This window comes from Pseudomonas sp. HMWF032 (assembly GCF_003060885.1).
In the GTDB taxonomy this organism is placed as follows: Bacteria; Pseudomonadota; Gammaproteobacteria; order Pseudomonadales; family Pseudomonadaceae; genus Aquipseudomonas.
In genome coordinates this window covers 78,060-93,565 of record NZ_QAIG01000001.1, presented here as the reverse complement: position 1 = coordinate 93,565, position 15,506 = coordinate 78,060, and the positions used below count along the sequence as shown (strand labels likewise).

Here is a 15,506-nt window from a genome sequence, read left to right as displayed (position 1 = left end):
ATGCTCCCTTGGCAACCCAAGGTGCTTGATTGTCAGCAGCCGGGCGGCTGGGCGCTGGTACATTGTCAGCAGCACTTTCTGGCAGACAGCAATGGCGTATTGTTTCCGCGCGAGTGGTTGAAAAAACAGGACTTATCGGTGGTCGCCGAGCATGGCCTGGGTTATTTCAAGGGCGATGCTGTCTATCTGCTTGAACTGCAGCAGTTACATGACATGCCGGGTTTCCTCTGGCAAGGCCTGCGCCAATTCATGCTGCAGGGCGATGATAGCGACACCTTCCGTTTGCTCAGTTACGCCGCGCAAACCTCCACCTGGGCTGCGCAGCACCGCTTCTGTGGGCATTGCGGTGCCGCGATGCAACAGGTGCCTGGTGAGCGGGCCATGCGCTGTGCGGGTTGCGAACAGCAACATTATCCGCGCCTGTCGCCGAGCATGATCGTCTTGGTTACCCGCGGCGATGAAATTCTTCTGGCTCGTTCGCCACGTTTCGTGGCCGGGGTGTACAGCACGCTTGCGGGTTTTGTTGAGCCGAGCGAATCGGTGGAGCACTGCGTGGCGCGCGAGGTGCGCGAAGAGGTCGGTGTGGAGATCTGCAACCTGCAGTACCTGGGTAGCCAAGGCTGGCCGTTTCCGCATTCACTGATGCTGGGGTTTCATGCCGAATACGCGTCGGGCGAGATTGTCATGCAGGTGGATGAAATCGAGGATGCGCGCTGGTTCAGTGTCCATGACCTGCCGCCTCTGCCAGCTCCGCGCTCAATTGCCCGCTACCTGATCGACGTCTATGTCGCGCGTCGTCTAGGCCTGCCCGAACCAGTGCTGCCAGGCTAAGCGAGCCGTCAACGCCAGCACCATCATGATGAATACCGGGCGGATAAACTTTGAGCCGCCTTTGATCGCTGTCCGTGCGCCAAGAAACGCCCCGGCCATCAATGCCAGGCCCATGCTGATGCCCAGCAGCCAGGCGACCTTGCCGCTGATGATGAAGATGCTCAGGGCGCAGGCGTTACTGATGAAGTTCATGCTACGTGCCACGCCACTGGCCCTCACCAGATCGAGCGGATACAGCAGCAGGCTGCTGACTGTCCAGAACGCGCCGGTGCCGGGGCCAACTACACCATCATAGAAACCCAGCGTCAGACCCTGCGGCCACTGACGCCCCTTGGCAATCGCGGCATCGGTTGTCAGCGGTGCGGTGGGCGGTTTGCTAAACAGCAGGTACAGACCGCAGGCGAACACCACCACGGGCAAGAACTGGTTGAGCCAGTCCGATGGCAGCCAGTGCGCCAGTATCGCGCCCATCAGGGCGCCCATGGCTGTGGCGGTCAGAGCGTTACGCCATTGGCTAGGGTTGAACAGTTTGCGTCGGTAAAAGGTGTAGCTGGCCATCGCAGAGCCAAAGGTGGCGCAGAGTTTGTTGGTGCCCAAGGCCAGGTGGGGCGGCAGACCAGCGGTGAGCAGGGCGGGAATGGTCAACAGGCCGCCCCCTCCGGCGATTGCATCGATAAAACCAGCCGTAAAGGCCACCAGAGCCAGAATCGCCAGGGTCGACAATTCCATGCCGAAATCAAACGGGAAAGCCATGAGCAATTACCGGAAGAGGTTTGATCGCGTGTAGCGTCGGCTTATCACCGGCAGCTTGCCAGATAAGCCGGCAAAATACGCGCTGTGTCTAATTGTGCGTGACTTCGTCTGTTCGCCAGTCAGGTAGCTGCGCATAATGCCGTCAATTCACCGCATAAGGAATGCAAGGCGATGCAATACGGCGGACTGGCTTGGGCAATGGCATTGTTGGCGCTACTGGCGGCATTTGTGGCCGCACGCATTTTGTTCAGTCGGCAGTGGTTTTTGGGTTGGTTGCGCGGTACTTGCGGCCTGGCCTTTGTCGCGCTGACGGCGTTGATTGCTGTGCTTGCCTATGACTTGTACAGCTACGCACCGGTTGCCGCAGGCAAGCCACTGGCGACCCTGAGCTTCAAGGCCGATGGCCCGCTGTACCGTGTGAGTGTGCTGGAGGGCGCCCAGGAGCGTACGCTGACGATGGAGGGCGATCTTTGGCAGCTGGATGCACGCCTTCTCCAGTGGAAGGGGTTGGCTGCGTTGATTGGTCTACAGCCGGGCTTTCGGCTGGAAAAGCTCTCCGGGCGTTTTCTTTCCATTGAGCAGCAGAGCCTGGCACAGCATACCCGTGTCGAACTGGCGCGCAGCCCCTATGGTATTGACCTGTGGCGCTGGTTGCGGCTGGGTTCGCATGATCTGTTCATTTTCGACCCACAGGCGCGTCGGGTGAACTATCTGCCTCTGGCCGACGAAGCCGTTTTCAGTATCAACCTGACGCCTGCCGGCCTGCTGGCTGAACCGATGAATCCGGCGGCCAAGCAGGCGCTGAAAGACTGGCAATAAACTCTCCGCAATAAGAAAGGCCACCGTCACGGTGGCCTTTCTTGTGCAGCAAGAACAGGGGGTTACTTGCCTGCCCAGCGCTTGAGCACCAGGGTGGCGTTGGTGCCACCGAAGCCGAAGCTGTTGCTCATCACGGTGTCGATCTTGGCGTTCTCAACGGTTGTACGTTGAATCGGCAGATCGGCAATTTCTGGGTCTATTTCATCAATGTTGACTGATCCGGCAATGAAGTTGCCTTCCATCATCAGCATGCAGTAGATGGCTTCCTGTACGCCTGCAGCACCCAGCGAGTGGCCAGACAGGCTCTTGGTCGAGCTGATCGCCGGTGCCTTGTCACCGAACACTTCACGTACTGCGCGGCTTTCGGCCACGTCGCCGACGGGTGTCGAGGTGCCGTGGGTGTTGAGGTAGTCGATAGGTGTATCGACGGTGGCCAAGGCCTGCTGCATGCAGCGCACCGCACCTTCACCGCTCGGTGCGACCATGTCGTAGCCGTCGGAGGTGGCACCATAGCCGACAATTTCGGCGTAGATTTTCGCGCCACGCTTGAGGGCGTGCTCGAGTTCTTCAACCACCACCATGCCACCGCCGCCGGCGATCACGAAGCCGTCACGTTTGGCGTCGTAGGCACGCGAGGCTTTCTCCGGGGTTTCGTTGTACTGGGTGGAGAGGGCACCCATGGCGTCGAACAGGAAGCTCTGGCTCCAATGTTCTTCCTCACCGCCTCCGGCAAAGACGATGTCTTGCTTGCCGAGTTGAATCTGCTCGACGGCATTACCGATGCAATGTGCACTGGTGGCGCAGGCCGAAGAGATTGAATAGTTAACGCCTTTGATCTTAAACGGCGTGGCCAGGCAGGCGGATACAGTGCTGCCCATGGTACGCGGCACGCGGTACGGGCCTACGCGCTTGACGCCTTTCTCGCGCAGGATGTCCATTGCTTCCATCTGGTTGAAGGTGGAAGCACCGCCGCTGCCTGCAATCAGGCCGATGCGCGGGCTGGAGATCTCTTCCGCGCTGAGCCCCGCATCCTTAATCGCCTGTTCCATCGACAGGTAGGCAAATGCCGCAGCATCACCCATAAAGCGATAGACCTTGCGGTCGATCAGCTCTTCCAGATTCAGGTCGATTGAGCCGGATACCTGGCTGCGCAGGCCCATCTCAGCATATTGCGGGTTGAAACGGATACCCGGACGGCCAGCGCGCAGGTTGGCTGAGACGGTTTCTTTGTCATTGCCCAGGCAGGAAACGATACCCAGGCCGGTAATCACGACGCGACGCATGTAGAGAATCCTTTAGAAACTGTCGGTAGAGGTGAACAGGCCAACACGCAGGCCTTCGGCACTGTAAATTTCGCGGCCATCGACACTGACGGTGCCATCGGCAATGGCCAGTACCAGGGAACGGGCGATGGTGCGCTTGATCTGGATGTTGTAAGTGACTTTCTTGGCAGTCGGCAGGACCTGGCCGAAGAACTTCACTTCGCCCGAACCGAGGGCGCGGCCACGGCCGGGGTTGCCCTGCCAGCCGAGGTGGAAACCGACCAGCTGCCACATGGCATCCAGGCCCAGGCAGCCTGGCATCACCGGATCGCCTTCGAAATGGCAGGCGAAGAACCACAGGTCAGGAGTGATATCGAGCTCGGCGACTATTTCGCCCTTGCCGTACTTGCCGCCGGTGTCGCTGATGTGGGTGATGCGATCGATCATCAGCATGTTCGGCGCGGGCAGTTGCGCATTACCTGGGCCGAATAGTTCGCCGCGACCGCAGGCGAGCAGTTCTTCCCGGGTGAAGGCGTTTTGTTTGGTCATGCGAGCTCCTCAATATGTCCCATGCGCCAAGGCTGGGCGAATCGTCCTGGCTGGCGACGCAGCCTCTGCGCCTGCCAACAGCCTAGTCATAGACTGTTGCGTTGTGGTGAAAGTCACAGCCTTGTGAGTACAGTTGTACTCCGCTTTTACGCGGCTGTTCTGAATGCCTGGCTCTAGCCTGCAGCAGTTGGGCCTTCTTGACTACCCGTCGAAGGTCGAGGGGGTAGCCAACGCTGCAGTATTTGCTGCAAATCGGCACGTTTGAACGGCTTTGCCAGGTAATCGTTCATCCCCGCCTGCAGGCAGGCCTCGCGGTCGCCCTGCAGGGCATTGGCGGTGAGGGCGATGATCGGCAGTTCAGCGCAATCTGCCAGGCGGCGGATCTGCCGGGTGGCTTCGTAGCCATCCATGATCGGCAGGCGGCAGTCCATTAGAATCGCCGCGTAATTCTGCTGGGTGACCTGGTGCACAGCCTGAGCGCCATCGCCGACCAGGCTGACTTGGTAGCCCAGGCTGCGTAGCATGGCCTCGATCACGGTCTGGTTGACCGGGTTGTCTTCAACCAGCAGTACCGGCTGACCCTGGCCACTCTGGCCTGGAGGCCGGTGGTCATGGGCCACCTCGGCGGCCTGCTGGGAAAACGGCAGGGGGATTTCCAGGGTGAATACCGAACCCTGACCTTCTTCGCTGACCGCGCGCAAAGTGCCGCCCATACGCTCAGCCAGCGTGCGAGCGATGGGCAAACCCAGCCCGGTGCCGCCGTAACGTCTTGAAATAGAAGTGTCGGCCTGCTGGAAAGCATCGAACATGTGCTCCAGGCGCTTAGGTGAGATGCCAATGCCGCTGTCGTGCACGGCGCAGCTGAACCACAGCACCTGGTTATCCAGCGCCTGCCAGCTGGCATGCACGCGAATGCTGCCGCTTTCGGTGAATTTCAGGGCATTACCGATCAGGTTGACCAGAATCTGCCGAATCCGCGTTGGGTCGCCCTGCACCTGGAGGTGTTCCACACCGCTCTGCAGTTCCAGTTGCAGTTGCAGGCCGCGCTGCTGAGCGCTGTGCTGGAACACCTGGATCGAATTATGCAAAAGATCCAGCAGGCTGAATGGGATGCGCTCCAGTTCCAGCGCGCCGCGTTCGATGCGCGAGAAGTCGAGAATATCGTTGATGACTTTCAGCAGGTGCTCGGTGGACTCGGTAGCCAGGGCGGCGTATTCCGCCTGCTCCTGGGTCATCTCGGTGGTTTCCAGCAATTGCAGCATGCCCAGTACGCCATTCATCGGCGTGCGCAACTCGTGGCTCATCATCGCCAGGAAGTCAGATTTGGCGCGGTTGGCCAGCTCCGACTGTTCGCGCGCCTGAATCAGCAGGGCCATGGCCCGTTGTTGTTCTTCACTGGCGCTGGCCAGGCCGTGTGCGAGGTTGTTGATATGCCGCGCGAGCGCCTGCAATTCCCCTTCACCGACTTCGGGCAGGGTGGTCTGGTAGTTACCGGCCTGAATCGCACTGACGGCTTCACCCATGGCGCTAAGCGGCTGCGACAGGTGGCGAGCCAGGCGGCGGGCGAGAATAAAGGTCAGGGCCAGGGCGAACAGAGCGAGCAGGGTGGCCTTGAACAGGATTTCCTGTTGGCGGGTGTTGAACGCGTCATTGGACATGCCGACGACAACATAGCCCAGGTAGGCATCCGCACTAGCTGCTGCGGCAGGGTTACCTATGGCAAGACTGGGACGCTGTATCGGCGCCTGGAAAATTTCAACCTGGCTACTGGCATGGCCACTGCCGGGCGTCTGCTCGACATACACGAGAATCTTGCCCGTGCGGTCGCGTACTTCGAGAAAGCGCACATGTGGAGTTTCCAGCGTCGCCTGTAACAAGGCATCGAGCACGCCGAAGTTGCCGGAAATCACCCCGTAGGTACTTGCCGGAGCTAGTTGGTTGGCAATTAACTGGCCGTAGTGGTTAAGTTCCTGACGCAGGTCCTGCAAGCGGGCGAAGGTAAAAAAGCCGGTCAGCAGAAGGGTCAGCAGCAAGGCGGGCCCGACACTTATCAGCTGCGTGCGGGTATGGATATTCCAGCCGCGGCGCAGAATCATCGGGCTCCTCCGCTATTACGCAGGCGTTGCGAAAACTGGCGAACCGGCCGATTGTGTGAGGTCTCGGGGAGAAGCCGGGCTTGGGTGCAATAGATCACGCCACAACCTTGTTTGCGTTTTAAAGGTTGCATGTTAACCGAGCGGCCTGGCTTTGCCAGTACCAGGCAAACTGCTAAAAGCTGGCTGCATACAGGTGTCGCCGTATAATGCGAGAAATTCGCCACTTTTAATGGTTTACCACGGATGCGTTATGACTGATCAGCACCCCATTGCTGTGCTTGGCGGCGGTAGCTTCGGCACAGCGATTGCCAATTTGCTGGCCGAGAATGGTCAACAGGTTCTGCACTGGATGCGTGACCCGCAACAGGCTCAGGCGATTCGGCTGACCCGGGAGAACCCCCGTTACCTGAAAGGCATCAAGATTCACCCGAGTGTTGAGCCGGTAACTGACTTGAGCGCGACCTTGAATGCCTGTCAGCTTATTTTCGTGGCCTTGCCCTCCAGTGCCTTGCGCCAGGCCTTGCAGCCAGCGGCCGAGCTGCTTAGCGGCAAGTTGCTGGTGAGCACCACCAAGGGCATCGAGGCGCAGAGCTTTCTGCTGATGAGCCAGATTCTCGAGGACATTGCTCCGCAGGCGCGCATTGGCGTGCTGTCTGGGCCGAATCTGGCGCGCGAGGTGGCTGAGCATGCCTTGACGGCCTCGGTGATTGCCAGTGAGGACGAAGACCTCTGTCGGCAGGTGCAGGCCGCGTTACACGGTCGCACGTTTCGCGTATATGCCAGTGGCGACCGCTTTGGCGTCGAACTGGGCGGGGCGCTGAAGAACGTCTACGCGATCATCGCCGGTATGGCGGCGGCCATGGGCATGGGCGAAAACACCAAGAGCATGCTGATTACCCGCGCACTTGCGGAAATGACCCGTTTTGCGGTCAAGCTGGGCGCCAACCCCATGACCTTCCTCGGGCTTGCGGGGGTTGGGGACTTGATCGTCACCTGCTCGTCGGCCAAAAGCCGCAACTACCAGGTTGGTTTTGCCCTGGGGGAGGGATTGAGTCTGGAGGAGGCCGTAGCGCGTCTGGGTGAAGTGGCGGAAGGGGTGAACACCATCAAGGTGCTGAAGTCCAAAGCCGAGGAGTTGCAGGTGTACATGCCGTTAGTGGCTGGCCTTCATGCCATTCTGTTCGAGGGGCGCACGTTGGATCAGGTGATCGGCGCTCTGATGCGCGGTGAGCCGAAGACCGACGTCGACTTTATCCCCATCAGCGGTTTTTGAGTTTTAACGTTACGACCCTTAAGGAGATGAGCATGAGTGAAAGTAATCAGGATATTGAGCGTGAATCGATACTGTTGCGCATTCTCTGGATGGTGATTTTCGTCATCGTTTGGCAACTGGCGGAAATCCTCCTGGGGGCCGTGGTGCTGCTGCAACTGGGATATCGCCTGTTCTACGGTGCACCGAATGCCGGCCTGCTGGGCTTTGGTGACAGCCTGAGCCAGTACCTGGCGCAGATTGGCCGCTTCGGCACCTTCAATACGGACGATAAACCCTGGCCGTTCGCTGATTGGCCAACCGCGCAAGCACCACGGGGTGAAATCCCGCACAGCATTGCCCCCGCGCCCCATCCGGCACGTGACGAAGAACCGAAACTATGAGCTGTTGTGCAGGGAGGCGCGTGCGGTGAAGCTTTGGTTGTTACGGCATGGTGAGGCTGAGCCGCAGGCCCGCAGCGATGCCGAACGCAATTTGACGGCCTATGGTCGGCAGCAGGTGCGTGAGGCTGCCAATTACATGCTGGGACAGCCGCTGCAGGCGGTATTGGTGAGCCCCTATGTACGAGCCCAGCAGACCGCCGATTTGTTTTGTGAGGCGCTGGGTTTCAGCGGACTACGGGCAACCGTGCCCTGGCTGACGCCGGAAAGCGATCTGCGCCAAGCTCTGCGTGAGTTGGGTGGCGTTGTCCTCGATGAGCTGCTGCTGGTGACCCATCAACCGCTGGTGGGGAGCCTGGCAGGGCTGTTGATCCACGGCCACCGCCAGCAACCGTTGCCAATGAACACCGCCAGCCTGGCGTTGCTGGAAGGCGATGAACTGCTGGCCGGATTAATGAAATTGTCGCTCCACAAGCACCCGGCATATCGCTGACAGCGCACTACACACCGAAACATTTCTCCTCTTGCGGGCCGCCTTTGTGCGTGGAATAGTCCGACCAAGCAATTGCTTGGTTGGCTCCACAAAAACAACAAAGGAGGAAGCCCTGTGGCTGATGCTATCCGTTTGCCGCTTGAGGTGTTTTATGAGCGTGAGGCTCGGCACCCGAATAAACGCTACATGGTGCAGCCGCTGCCGGGCGGCCAGCTGCAGGAACTGAGCTGGGCCGACGTCGGCGAGCAGGCGCGCCGTGCGGCCAACTGGCTGCGCAGCCGCGAATTGCCGCAGGGCAGCCGCATTGCGATCATTTCCAAGAACTGCGCGCACTGGATCGTCACCGATCTGGCGATCTGGATGGCCGGACACGTCTCCGTGCCGCTGTACCCTAACCTCACGGCCGATTCGGTCGGTCAGGTGCTGCGCCATTCCGAGGCAGCATTGGTGTTCGTTGGCAAGTTGGACGATTGGCCAGCCATGTTGGCGGGTGTGCCTGAGGGCGTGCCGACCATTGGCCTGCCGCTGCGTCCGCAGGGTGAGTTCAGCTTTACCTGGGATGATTTGCAGGCCTGTACGCCGATTCAGGACAACCCCAAACCGGCCGCCGATCAGCTGGCCACCATTATCTACACCTCCGGCACCACCGGCACGCCGAAAGGCGTGATGCATCACTTCAGCAACTTTGGCTTTGCCGCCAGCCGCGCCACCGAGTTGTTTGGCGTCGGCGAAAATGACCGGGTGCTGTCCTACCTGCCGTTGTGCCACGTGGCCGAGCGCATGTTTGTCGAGTTGGCTTCGATCTACGCCGGGCAGACGATCTTCTTCGCCGAAAGTCTGGACACCTTCCTCGAAGACCTCAAACGCGCGCGGCCAACCGTGATGTTCGGCGTGCCGCGTATCTGGACCAAGTTCCAGATGGGCGTCTACAGCAAGATGCCGGCGGAGAAACTGGATTTCCTGCTCAAACTGCCGATCATCGGTCGCATCGTCGGCAAGAAGGTGCTGGTCGGCCTCGGCCTGGACGCCGTGCGCTACGCTCTGTCTGGCGCCGCGCCGGTGCCTGAGGCGCTGCTCAACTGGTACAAACGCCTGGGCCTGGATGTGCTTGAGGTCTACGGCATGACCGAGAACTGTGGTTACTCCCATGTCTGCCGGCCGGGCAAATTCAAACAAGGCTGGATCGGTCAGAACAGCCCTGGCGTTGAGGTGCGCATCGCCGAGGATGGTGAGGTGCAGGTGCGCAGCGGCGCGACCATGCAGGGCTACTACAAGGACCCGGAGAAAACCGCAGAAACCATCACCCACGACGGCTTCCTGCGTACCGGTGACAAGGGTGAGCAGGACGGTGAAGGCAACCTGCGCCTGACCGGGCGAATCAAGGAAATCTTCAAAACCAGCAAGGGCAAATACGTCGCCCCGGCACCGATCGAGAACCTGCTTGGTGAGCACTCGCGCATTGAGCAGGTCTGTGTGGTCGGCGATGGTATGCCACAGCCGATGGCGCTCTGTGTGCTCTCCGATGTCGGCCGCAGCGAGGCCGCCAGTGGCCGTGGCGAGTTGGAGAACAGCCTGAAAAAACTGCTGGAAGAGGTCAATCAGAGCCTCGACAAGCATGAGCGTCTGCAACGCTTGGTGTTGGTCAAAGAAGTCTGGGCGGTGGATAACGGCTTCCTCACCCCGACCCTGAAGATCAAGCGCGCGGTGGTGGAAGGCACCTACAGCGAACGCTTCGGCGAATGGACCGAACGCAGTGAAACGGTGCTCTGGCACGAGTGATCTGGCATGTGGCCGGCAGCTGTGTGCTGGCCGCGTTCTGGCTGAATCGACCTTAAAGGACAAACCATGGCCCTCTGGCAGCAAACCCCGAACCTGGCTCAGCTCAATGGCTTTCTGAAGAACACCATTGGCGAACAACTGGATATTCGTTTTGACGCCTTCGATGACGAGTCGCTGACCGCCAGCATGGTGGTCGATGCGCGGACCCACCAACCCTACGGCCTGCTGCATGGCGGTGCCTCGGTGGTGCTAGCGGAAACCCTCGGTTCCACCGCCAGCCATCTGTGCATCGACAGCAGCAAGTTCTACTGCGTCGGCCTGGAAGTGAACGCCAACCATCTGCGCGGTCTGCGCAGTGGACGGGTTACGGCCGTGGCGCGGCCTGTGCACCTGGGGCGTACCACCCATGTCTGGGATATCCGCCTGAGTGGCGAGGATGGTAAGGCCAGCTGCATTTCCCGGCTGACTATGGCCATTGTGCCGTTGGGTGAGAACGGCCCGGCGCAACGCTAGAACCTGCGCAAAGTTTGCTGCTTGTCGGTCCTGCTGCATTACAAGCAAGCTCGGCAAGCCGCTTGCGGCTAACGCGACCCGTCAGCGTCGAGTCAACTGGCGGGCCTCCCATCAGCTTTGGCTATAGTGCCGTCATTCACTGGCCGTTTTGTCATTGCCGCATCGGCAAGGCTGCCGGACAATCATCCGTAACTTCCCTGACAAGCCGCCGCCATGAACCAGCCCGTTTTTTTTGCCCATGCCAACGGCTTTCCGTCGGCCACCTACGGCAAGCTGTTTGCCGCGCTGGCGCCTGACTACTCGGTGCAGCACCTGGAACAGCATGGCCATGACCCGCGTTTCCCGGTGAACGACAACTGGAGCAACCTGGTCGATGAGCTGATCCACCATCTTGAAGCCAGCCAGCAGCCAGTCTGGGGTGTTGGCCATTCCCTCGGTGGCGTACTGCATTATCACGCCGCTTTGCTGCGCCCCGAGCTGTACCGTGGGGTGGTAATGCTTGATTCGCCGGTGCTTACCCTGGCAGACAAAATGGTGATTCGCGCCGCCAAGCGTTTTGGCTTTATCGACCGTATTACCCCGGCCGGGCGTACCCTGGGGCGGCGGGAAGAGTTTGTTGACCTGGCCGAGGCGCGGGGTTATTTCGCCGGCAAGGGGCTGTTCCGTCGCTTTGATCCGGACTGCCTGGATGCCTATGTGCAACACGGCCTGCAAGCAACGGGCAATAACCTGCGCCTGCGCTTTGATCCGGCTACGGAAATCAGTATCTACCGCAGCGTGCCGCACACCAGCCCTGGTCGTCCGCAGCAGCTGAAGGTTCCGCTTGCGATGGTTCGCGGCCGGCACAGCCGAGTGGTTATGCCGCATCACGCCCATCTGGTGCGCCGCGTGCCGAAGGGCGAGTACCTGACGTTGCCTGGCGGGCATATGTTTCCCCTGGAACGCCCACAAGACACCGCGGAGTTGCTGAAAAAGCTGTTCCAGCGCTGGGCTGGACACCCTGTAAGCGAGCAAAGTGCATGAGCCTGAATTTCGAAGAAGTGCGTCTGCGCCTGCCACATATCGAGCTTGCAGCCCATCTGTATGGCCCGGAAGACGGTCTGCCGGTGATTGCCCTGCACGGTTGGCTGGACAATGCCGCCAGCTTCGCCCGTCTGGCGCCGCTGTTGCCGGGGCTGCGCATCGTGGCTCTGGACTTTGCCGGCCACGGCCATTCCGATCACCGCCCGCCCGGTGGCAGTTACGCCATCTGGGACTATGCCCACGATGTGCTGCAGGTTGCCGAGCAGTTCGGCTGGCAGCGCTTTTCGTTGCTCGGGCATTCCATGGGCGCGATTGTTTCGGTGTTGCTGGCCGGTGCGATGCCGGAGCGAATCGAACGTCTGGCGCTGATTGATGGACTGATTCCCTACACCGGTGAGCCGGACACGGCGCCGCAGAAGCTGGGTGAAGCGCTCACGGCGCAGCTGGCCCTGGCTGGCAAGAGCAAACCGGTGTATGACGAGTTCGACCGAGCTGTGCAAGCGCGCATGCGTGGGGTAGGTGCGGTCAGTCGTGAAGCCGCAGAGTTACTTGCTCAGCGTGGCCTGATGCCGGTGCCTGGTGGTTATACCTGGCGCACTGACAGCCGCTTGACCCTGCCGTCGCCACTGCGCCTGACACACGCCCATGCGCTGGCATTTGTGCGCAGCCTGCAATGCCCGACCAAGCTGGTGATGGCGCAGCAGGGCATGTTGCTGGTGCAGCCAAGCATCCGCGAGCTGGTTGCCGATCTTCCCCTCGAGGTGGCTCAGCTGCCTGGTGGCCATCACCTGCACTTGGATGACGACGCGGGTGCTGGCTTGGTAGCAGACTGTTTCAAAGCATTCCTGGGTTCGCCTTGACTTGCTAAAGGCAACTGGGGAAAGGTGTGGTCGATAGCCATGGAGACCCACATGATCGACCTGTATACCGCCGCCACCCCCAACGGCCATAAAGTGTCCATCGCACTGGAAGAGTTACAGCTGCCCTATAACGTCCGGGCACTGAGTTTTGACAAGCAGGAACAGAAGAGTCCCACCTTTCTCAAGATCAACCCCAACGGCCGTATCCCGGCAATTGTCGACCGCGCTAATGATGATTTCGCCGTGTTCGAATCCGGTGCCATTCTGCTGTATCTCGCTGAGAAAACCGGCCAGTTGCTGCCCAGTGACGTCAAGGGTCGCTCGCGGGTGATTCAGTGGCTGATGTTCCAGATGGGTGGCGTCGGCCCGATGCAGGGGCAAGCCAACGTGTTCTTTCGCTATTTCCCGGAAAAGCTGCAGGGGCCGATCGACCGTTATCAGCACGAAACCCGCCGCCTCTACGAAGTGCTCGACAGCCGCCTGAGCGAGTCGCAGTACCTGACTGATGACTACAGCATCGCCGATATTGCCACCTACCCCTGGGTGCGTATCCATGGCTGGGCCGGTGTTTCCGTCGATGGCCTGGAGCACCTGCAGCGCTGGATGAGTGAGCTGGCTGCGCGCCCAGCTGTGCAGCGTGGTTTGCTGGTGCCACAGCGCGAAGCAGACGGTGAAAAAGTCGTCAAAGCTGCCCAAGCGATGCTGATCAAATGAGCGGCGTTAATCGTTACGGCCTCGGATTGAGTCTGCTGCTGACCAGTGCCGTGGCCTGTGCTGATGTTCCAGGCAGCCAGGACCTTGACGTCCTTCCGCGCTTCGCGAACAGCAAGATTGTCAGTTTCAAAAACCTCACCGAACAGGAGCGCATCTACCCGCAGGGGGCGATTCGTCGCATCAGTGGCACCTTGCGCTATGAGCGTGAAGTGACGGTGCAGGGCCCGCTGACCGCCGTGACCTATGAGCTGCCACGCACCCACACGGCCAATGAAGCCTTTGCTAGCGCCCGTGAAGCTCTGCAGGCGCAGGATGCGCAGTTGCTCTACTGGTGTGTGGGTCGTGAATGTGGCTCCAGCAGCCTGTGGGCCAACGCCGTTTTTGACAACGCGACCCTGACCGGATCGGATGAGCAGCAGAGCTATGCTTTGCTGCGATTGGCCGCGCCGCACCAGGACAGCCTGCTGGCGTTGTACAGCATCACCCGTGGCAACAAGCGTGCGTACCTGCATGCCGAACGGCTGGCGGCGAATGCGCCATTGGCGGATGTGATGCCGACACCGGCCACCCTGCAGCGCCAGCTCAAGGGCAGCGGTGCATTGCAGTTAAGCAAGCAGGTTGAGCCCAGCGCGGTCTGGGTCGAACTGCTGGCGCGTACGCTTAAACTCGACAGCACACTGCGGGTCAGCATCAGTGGCGCTCAGGCCGAAGCCTGGCGTGAAGCCCTGATTGAACAGCGGGTGCGTGCCAGTCGGCTGGAGCTGGGCGAGCCTGATGTCAGTGGCGTGCAACTCAACGTGCTGCGCTGACCCCCTATTTGCCGGTAACCTTGCCGCACTTTACTGCCGTGGCTCTGCCCCTTGTGGCAGAGCCTTTTTGCGCTTTTGCTGGGAGCTGTTTGAATGGCCAATAACGATCGCTTGCTCGTGCAGATCCTGCTACTGGCCTTGCTGGGCGCCAGCCTGTGGGTGCTGGCGCCGTTCTGGTCAGCGCTGTTCTGGGCGGCCGTATTATCGTTTGCCAGTTGGCCGGTGATGCGTGTGCTGACCCGGCTGCTCGGTGGCCGTCAGGCAACGGCCGCCGGTGTGCTGACGCTGGTGTGGACCCTGTTGGTGGCGGTGCCGCTGGTGATGCTTGGGCTGAACCTGGCCGACCACATCAAGGACCTGACTGGCATGCTCAAGGACTTCCAGGTTGACGGCCTGCCGCCGGCTCCGACCTGGTTGGCTGATGTGCCGCTGATTGGGGAAAACCTCCTGGGTTTCTGGCAAACCATCGACCAGCAGGGCGCGGCATTGTTCGCCACGGTGCAGCCGTACCTGGGGCAGGTGGGCAACTGGTTGCTGGCGCGCAGTGCGCGGATCGGCGGTGGCATGGTCGAGCTGGCCTTGAGCCTGGTATTGGTGTTCTTCTTCTACCGCGACGGCCCACGCCTGGCGGCCTTTGCCGAGAGCCTGCTGGAGCGTCTGATCGGTGAGCGTGCCGAGCATTACCTGGAGCTGGTCGCCGGCACCGTGCAACGAGTGGTCAATGGGGTGATCGGGACCGCTGCGGCGCAGGCCATTCTGGCCTGGATCGGCTTCACCATCGCCGGGGTACCGGGGGCGCTGATACTGGGCATTCTGACCTTCGGTTTCAGCCTGATCATGGTACCGCCGCTGATCTGGGGGCCCGCCGTGGCCTGGCTGTTTTGGCAGGGCGAAGTTGGCATGGGGATTTTCATGCTGGTCTGGGGGTTCTTGGTGATCAGCGGCGTGGACAACATCCTCAAGCCGTACCTGATCAGCCGTGGCGGCAACCTGCCGCTGATCGTGGTGCTGCTGGGGGTGTTCGGTGGCATCCTGGCATTTGGCTTTATGGGGCTGTTCCTCGGGCCCACCCTGCTGGCAGTGGCCTACAGCCTGCTGAGCGACTGGGTTGAGGCGCCGCTTGGCCAACCGGTTGCACAGCAGCCGGAGAACCGCGACACGTCGCACAGTTGAGCCTCGTTGCTGGAAACCCGCCGACTTGTTCGAGCGGGTTGGCATTTTCTGTGGATTTTCTGCGGCCCCGCTTGGTCGCCGCTGGGCCGGGTGGTAGCCTTGCACGCGCTTTGCAGCAGCCATTGGCGGCTGCACCTCAAACCACATGTCGCGTCTCTGGCGCTGCCTGTGGCAACAGGGAA

The 15,506-nt window shown here is 60.6% G+C and carries 16 protein-coding genes; 12 read left to right on the top strand and 4 right to left on the bottom strand.

Annotated elements, in window-relative coordinates; all coding sequences use genetic code 11:
• Window positions 1-831: an NAD(+) diphosphatase gene (nudC, locus tag DBR00_RS00445; protein WP_108488832.1), complete on the top strand. Its 831-nt coding sequence runs from the start codon at window positions 1-3 to the stop codon at window positions 829-831.
• Here nudC and DBR00_RS00440 read toward each other — a convergent pair.
• Window positions 799-1,560: a TSUP family transporter gene (locus DBR00_RS00440; RefSeq protein ID WP_371920607.1), complete on the bottom strand. Its 762-nt coding sequence runs from the start codon at window positions 1,558-1,560 to the stop codon at window positions 799-801. The genes nudC and DBR00_RS00440 overlap by 33 nt on opposite strands.
• A gap of 195 nt (window positions 1,561-1,755) precedes the next feature.
• On the opposite strand from DBR00_RS00440, the gene DBR00_RS00435 reads away from it, so the two are divergent.
• Window positions 1,756-2,403 (top strand): hypothetical protein, encoded by a 648-nt coding sequence (locus tag DBR00_RS00435; protein WP_108488830.1) that lies wholly within the window; start codon window positions 1,756-1,758, stop codon window positions 2,401-2,403.
• A gap of 62 nt (window positions 2,404-2,465) precedes the next feature.
• Here the strand turns inward: DBR00_RS00435 and fabB are convergent, their stop codons facing one another.
• From fabB to DBR00_RS00420, 3 genes are all read right to left on the bottom strand, one after another.
• Window positions 2,466-3,686: a beta-ketoacyl-ACP synthase I gene (gene fabB / locus DBR00_RS00430; protein ID WP_108488829.1), complete on the bottom strand. Its 1,221-nt coding sequence runs from the start codon at window positions 3,684-3,686 to the stop codon at window positions 2,466-2,468.
• Between the two features lie 12 nt (window positions 3,687-3,698).
• A complete protein-coding gene (gene fabA / locus DBR00_RS00425; protein ID WP_108488828.1) occupies window positions 3,699-4,214 on the bottom strand; it encodes a 3-hydroxyacyl-[acyl-carrier-protein] dehydratase FabA in 516 nt (171 codons plus the stop codon).
• 173 nt (window positions 4,215-4,387) lie between these two features.
• Complete coding sequence (locus DBR00_RS00420) at window positions 4,388-6,310, bottom strand: response regulator (protein ID WP_108488827.1); 1,923 nt, start codon at window positions 6,308-6,310, stop codon at window positions 4,388-4,390.
• Between the two features lie 250 nt (window positions 6,311-6,560).
• Here DBR00_RS00420 and DBR00_RS00415 point away from each other — a divergent pair, with 250 nt between their 5' ends.
• From DBR00_RS00415 to DBR00_RS00370, 10 genes are all read left to right on the top strand, one after another.
• A complete protein-coding gene (locus DBR00_RS00415) occupies window positions 6,561-7,583 on the top strand; it encodes an NAD(P)H-dependent glycerol-3-phosphate dehydrogenase (protein ID WP_108488826.1) in 1,023 nt (340 codons plus the stop codon).
• A 32-nt stretch (window positions 7,584-7,615) separates the two neighbouring features.
• Window positions 7,616-7,963, top strand: coding sequence for a DUF4389 domain-containing protein (locus tag DBR00_RS00410; RefSeq protein ID WP_108488825.1), 348 nt, complete (start codon window positions 7,616-7,618; stop codon window positions 7,961-7,963).
• A 25-nt stretch (window positions 7,964-7,988) separates the two neighbouring features.
• Window positions 7,989-8,453: a phosphohistidine phosphatase SixA gene (gene sixA, locus DBR00_RS00405; protein ID WP_108488824.1), complete on the top strand. Its 465-nt coding sequence runs from the start codon at window positions 7,989-7,991 to the stop codon at window positions 8,451-8,453.
• 114 nt (window positions 8,454-8,567) lie between these two features.
• The gene (locus DBR00_RS00400) at window positions 8,568-10,232 is read left to right on the top strand and encodes an AMP-binding protein (protein WP_108488823.1); all 1,665 of its coding nucleotides are present in this window, start codon (window positions 8,568-8,570) and stop codon (window positions 10,230-10,232) included.
• A gap of 66 nt (window positions 10,233-10,298) precedes the next feature.
• Window positions 10,299-10,745 carry a hotdog fold thioesterase gene (locus DBR00_RS00395; RefSeq protein ID WP_108488822.1) on the top strand — a complete coding sequence of 149 codons (447 nt, stop codon included), beginning with the start codon at window positions 10,299-10,301 and terminating at the stop codon, window positions 10,743-10,745.
• A 213-nt stretch (window positions 10,746-10,958) separates the two neighbouring features.
• Entirely contained in the window at window positions 10,959-11,768 is an 810-nt protein-coding gene (locus DBR00_RS00390) for an alpha/beta fold hydrolase (protein ID WP_108488821.1), read from the top strand.
• Complete coding sequence (locus DBR00_RS00385; protein WP_108488820.1) at window positions 11,765-12,628, top strand: alpha/beta fold hydrolase; 864 nt, start codon at window positions 11,765-11,767, stop codon at window positions 12,626-12,628. Before DBR00_RS00390 ends, DBR00_RS00385 begins: the two co-directional genes overlap by 4 nt.
• Before the next feature lie 51 nt (window positions 12,629-12,679).
• On the top strand, window positions 12,680-13,342 hold the full coding sequence (locus DBR00_RS00380) for a glutathione S-transferase family protein (protein ID WP_108488819.1): 663 nt from the start codon (window positions 12,680-12,682) through the stop codon (window positions 13,340-13,342).
• Window positions 13,339-14,151, top strand: a complete 813-nt coding sequence (locus DBR00_RS00375) for a DUF4892 domain-containing protein (RefSeq protein WP_108488818.1) — start codon at window positions 13,339-13,341, stop codon at window positions 14,149-14,151. The genes DBR00_RS00380 and DBR00_RS00375 overlap by 4 nt, the downstream gene beginning before the upstream one ends.
• Window positions 14,152-14,244: 93 nt before the next feature.
• Complete coding sequence (locus DBR00_RS00370) at window positions 14,245-15,324, top strand: AI-2E family transporter (protein ID WP_108488817.1); 1,080 nt, start codon at window positions 14,245-14,247, stop codon at window positions 15,322-15,324.
• Window positions 15,325-15,506: the final 182 nt, after the last annotated feature.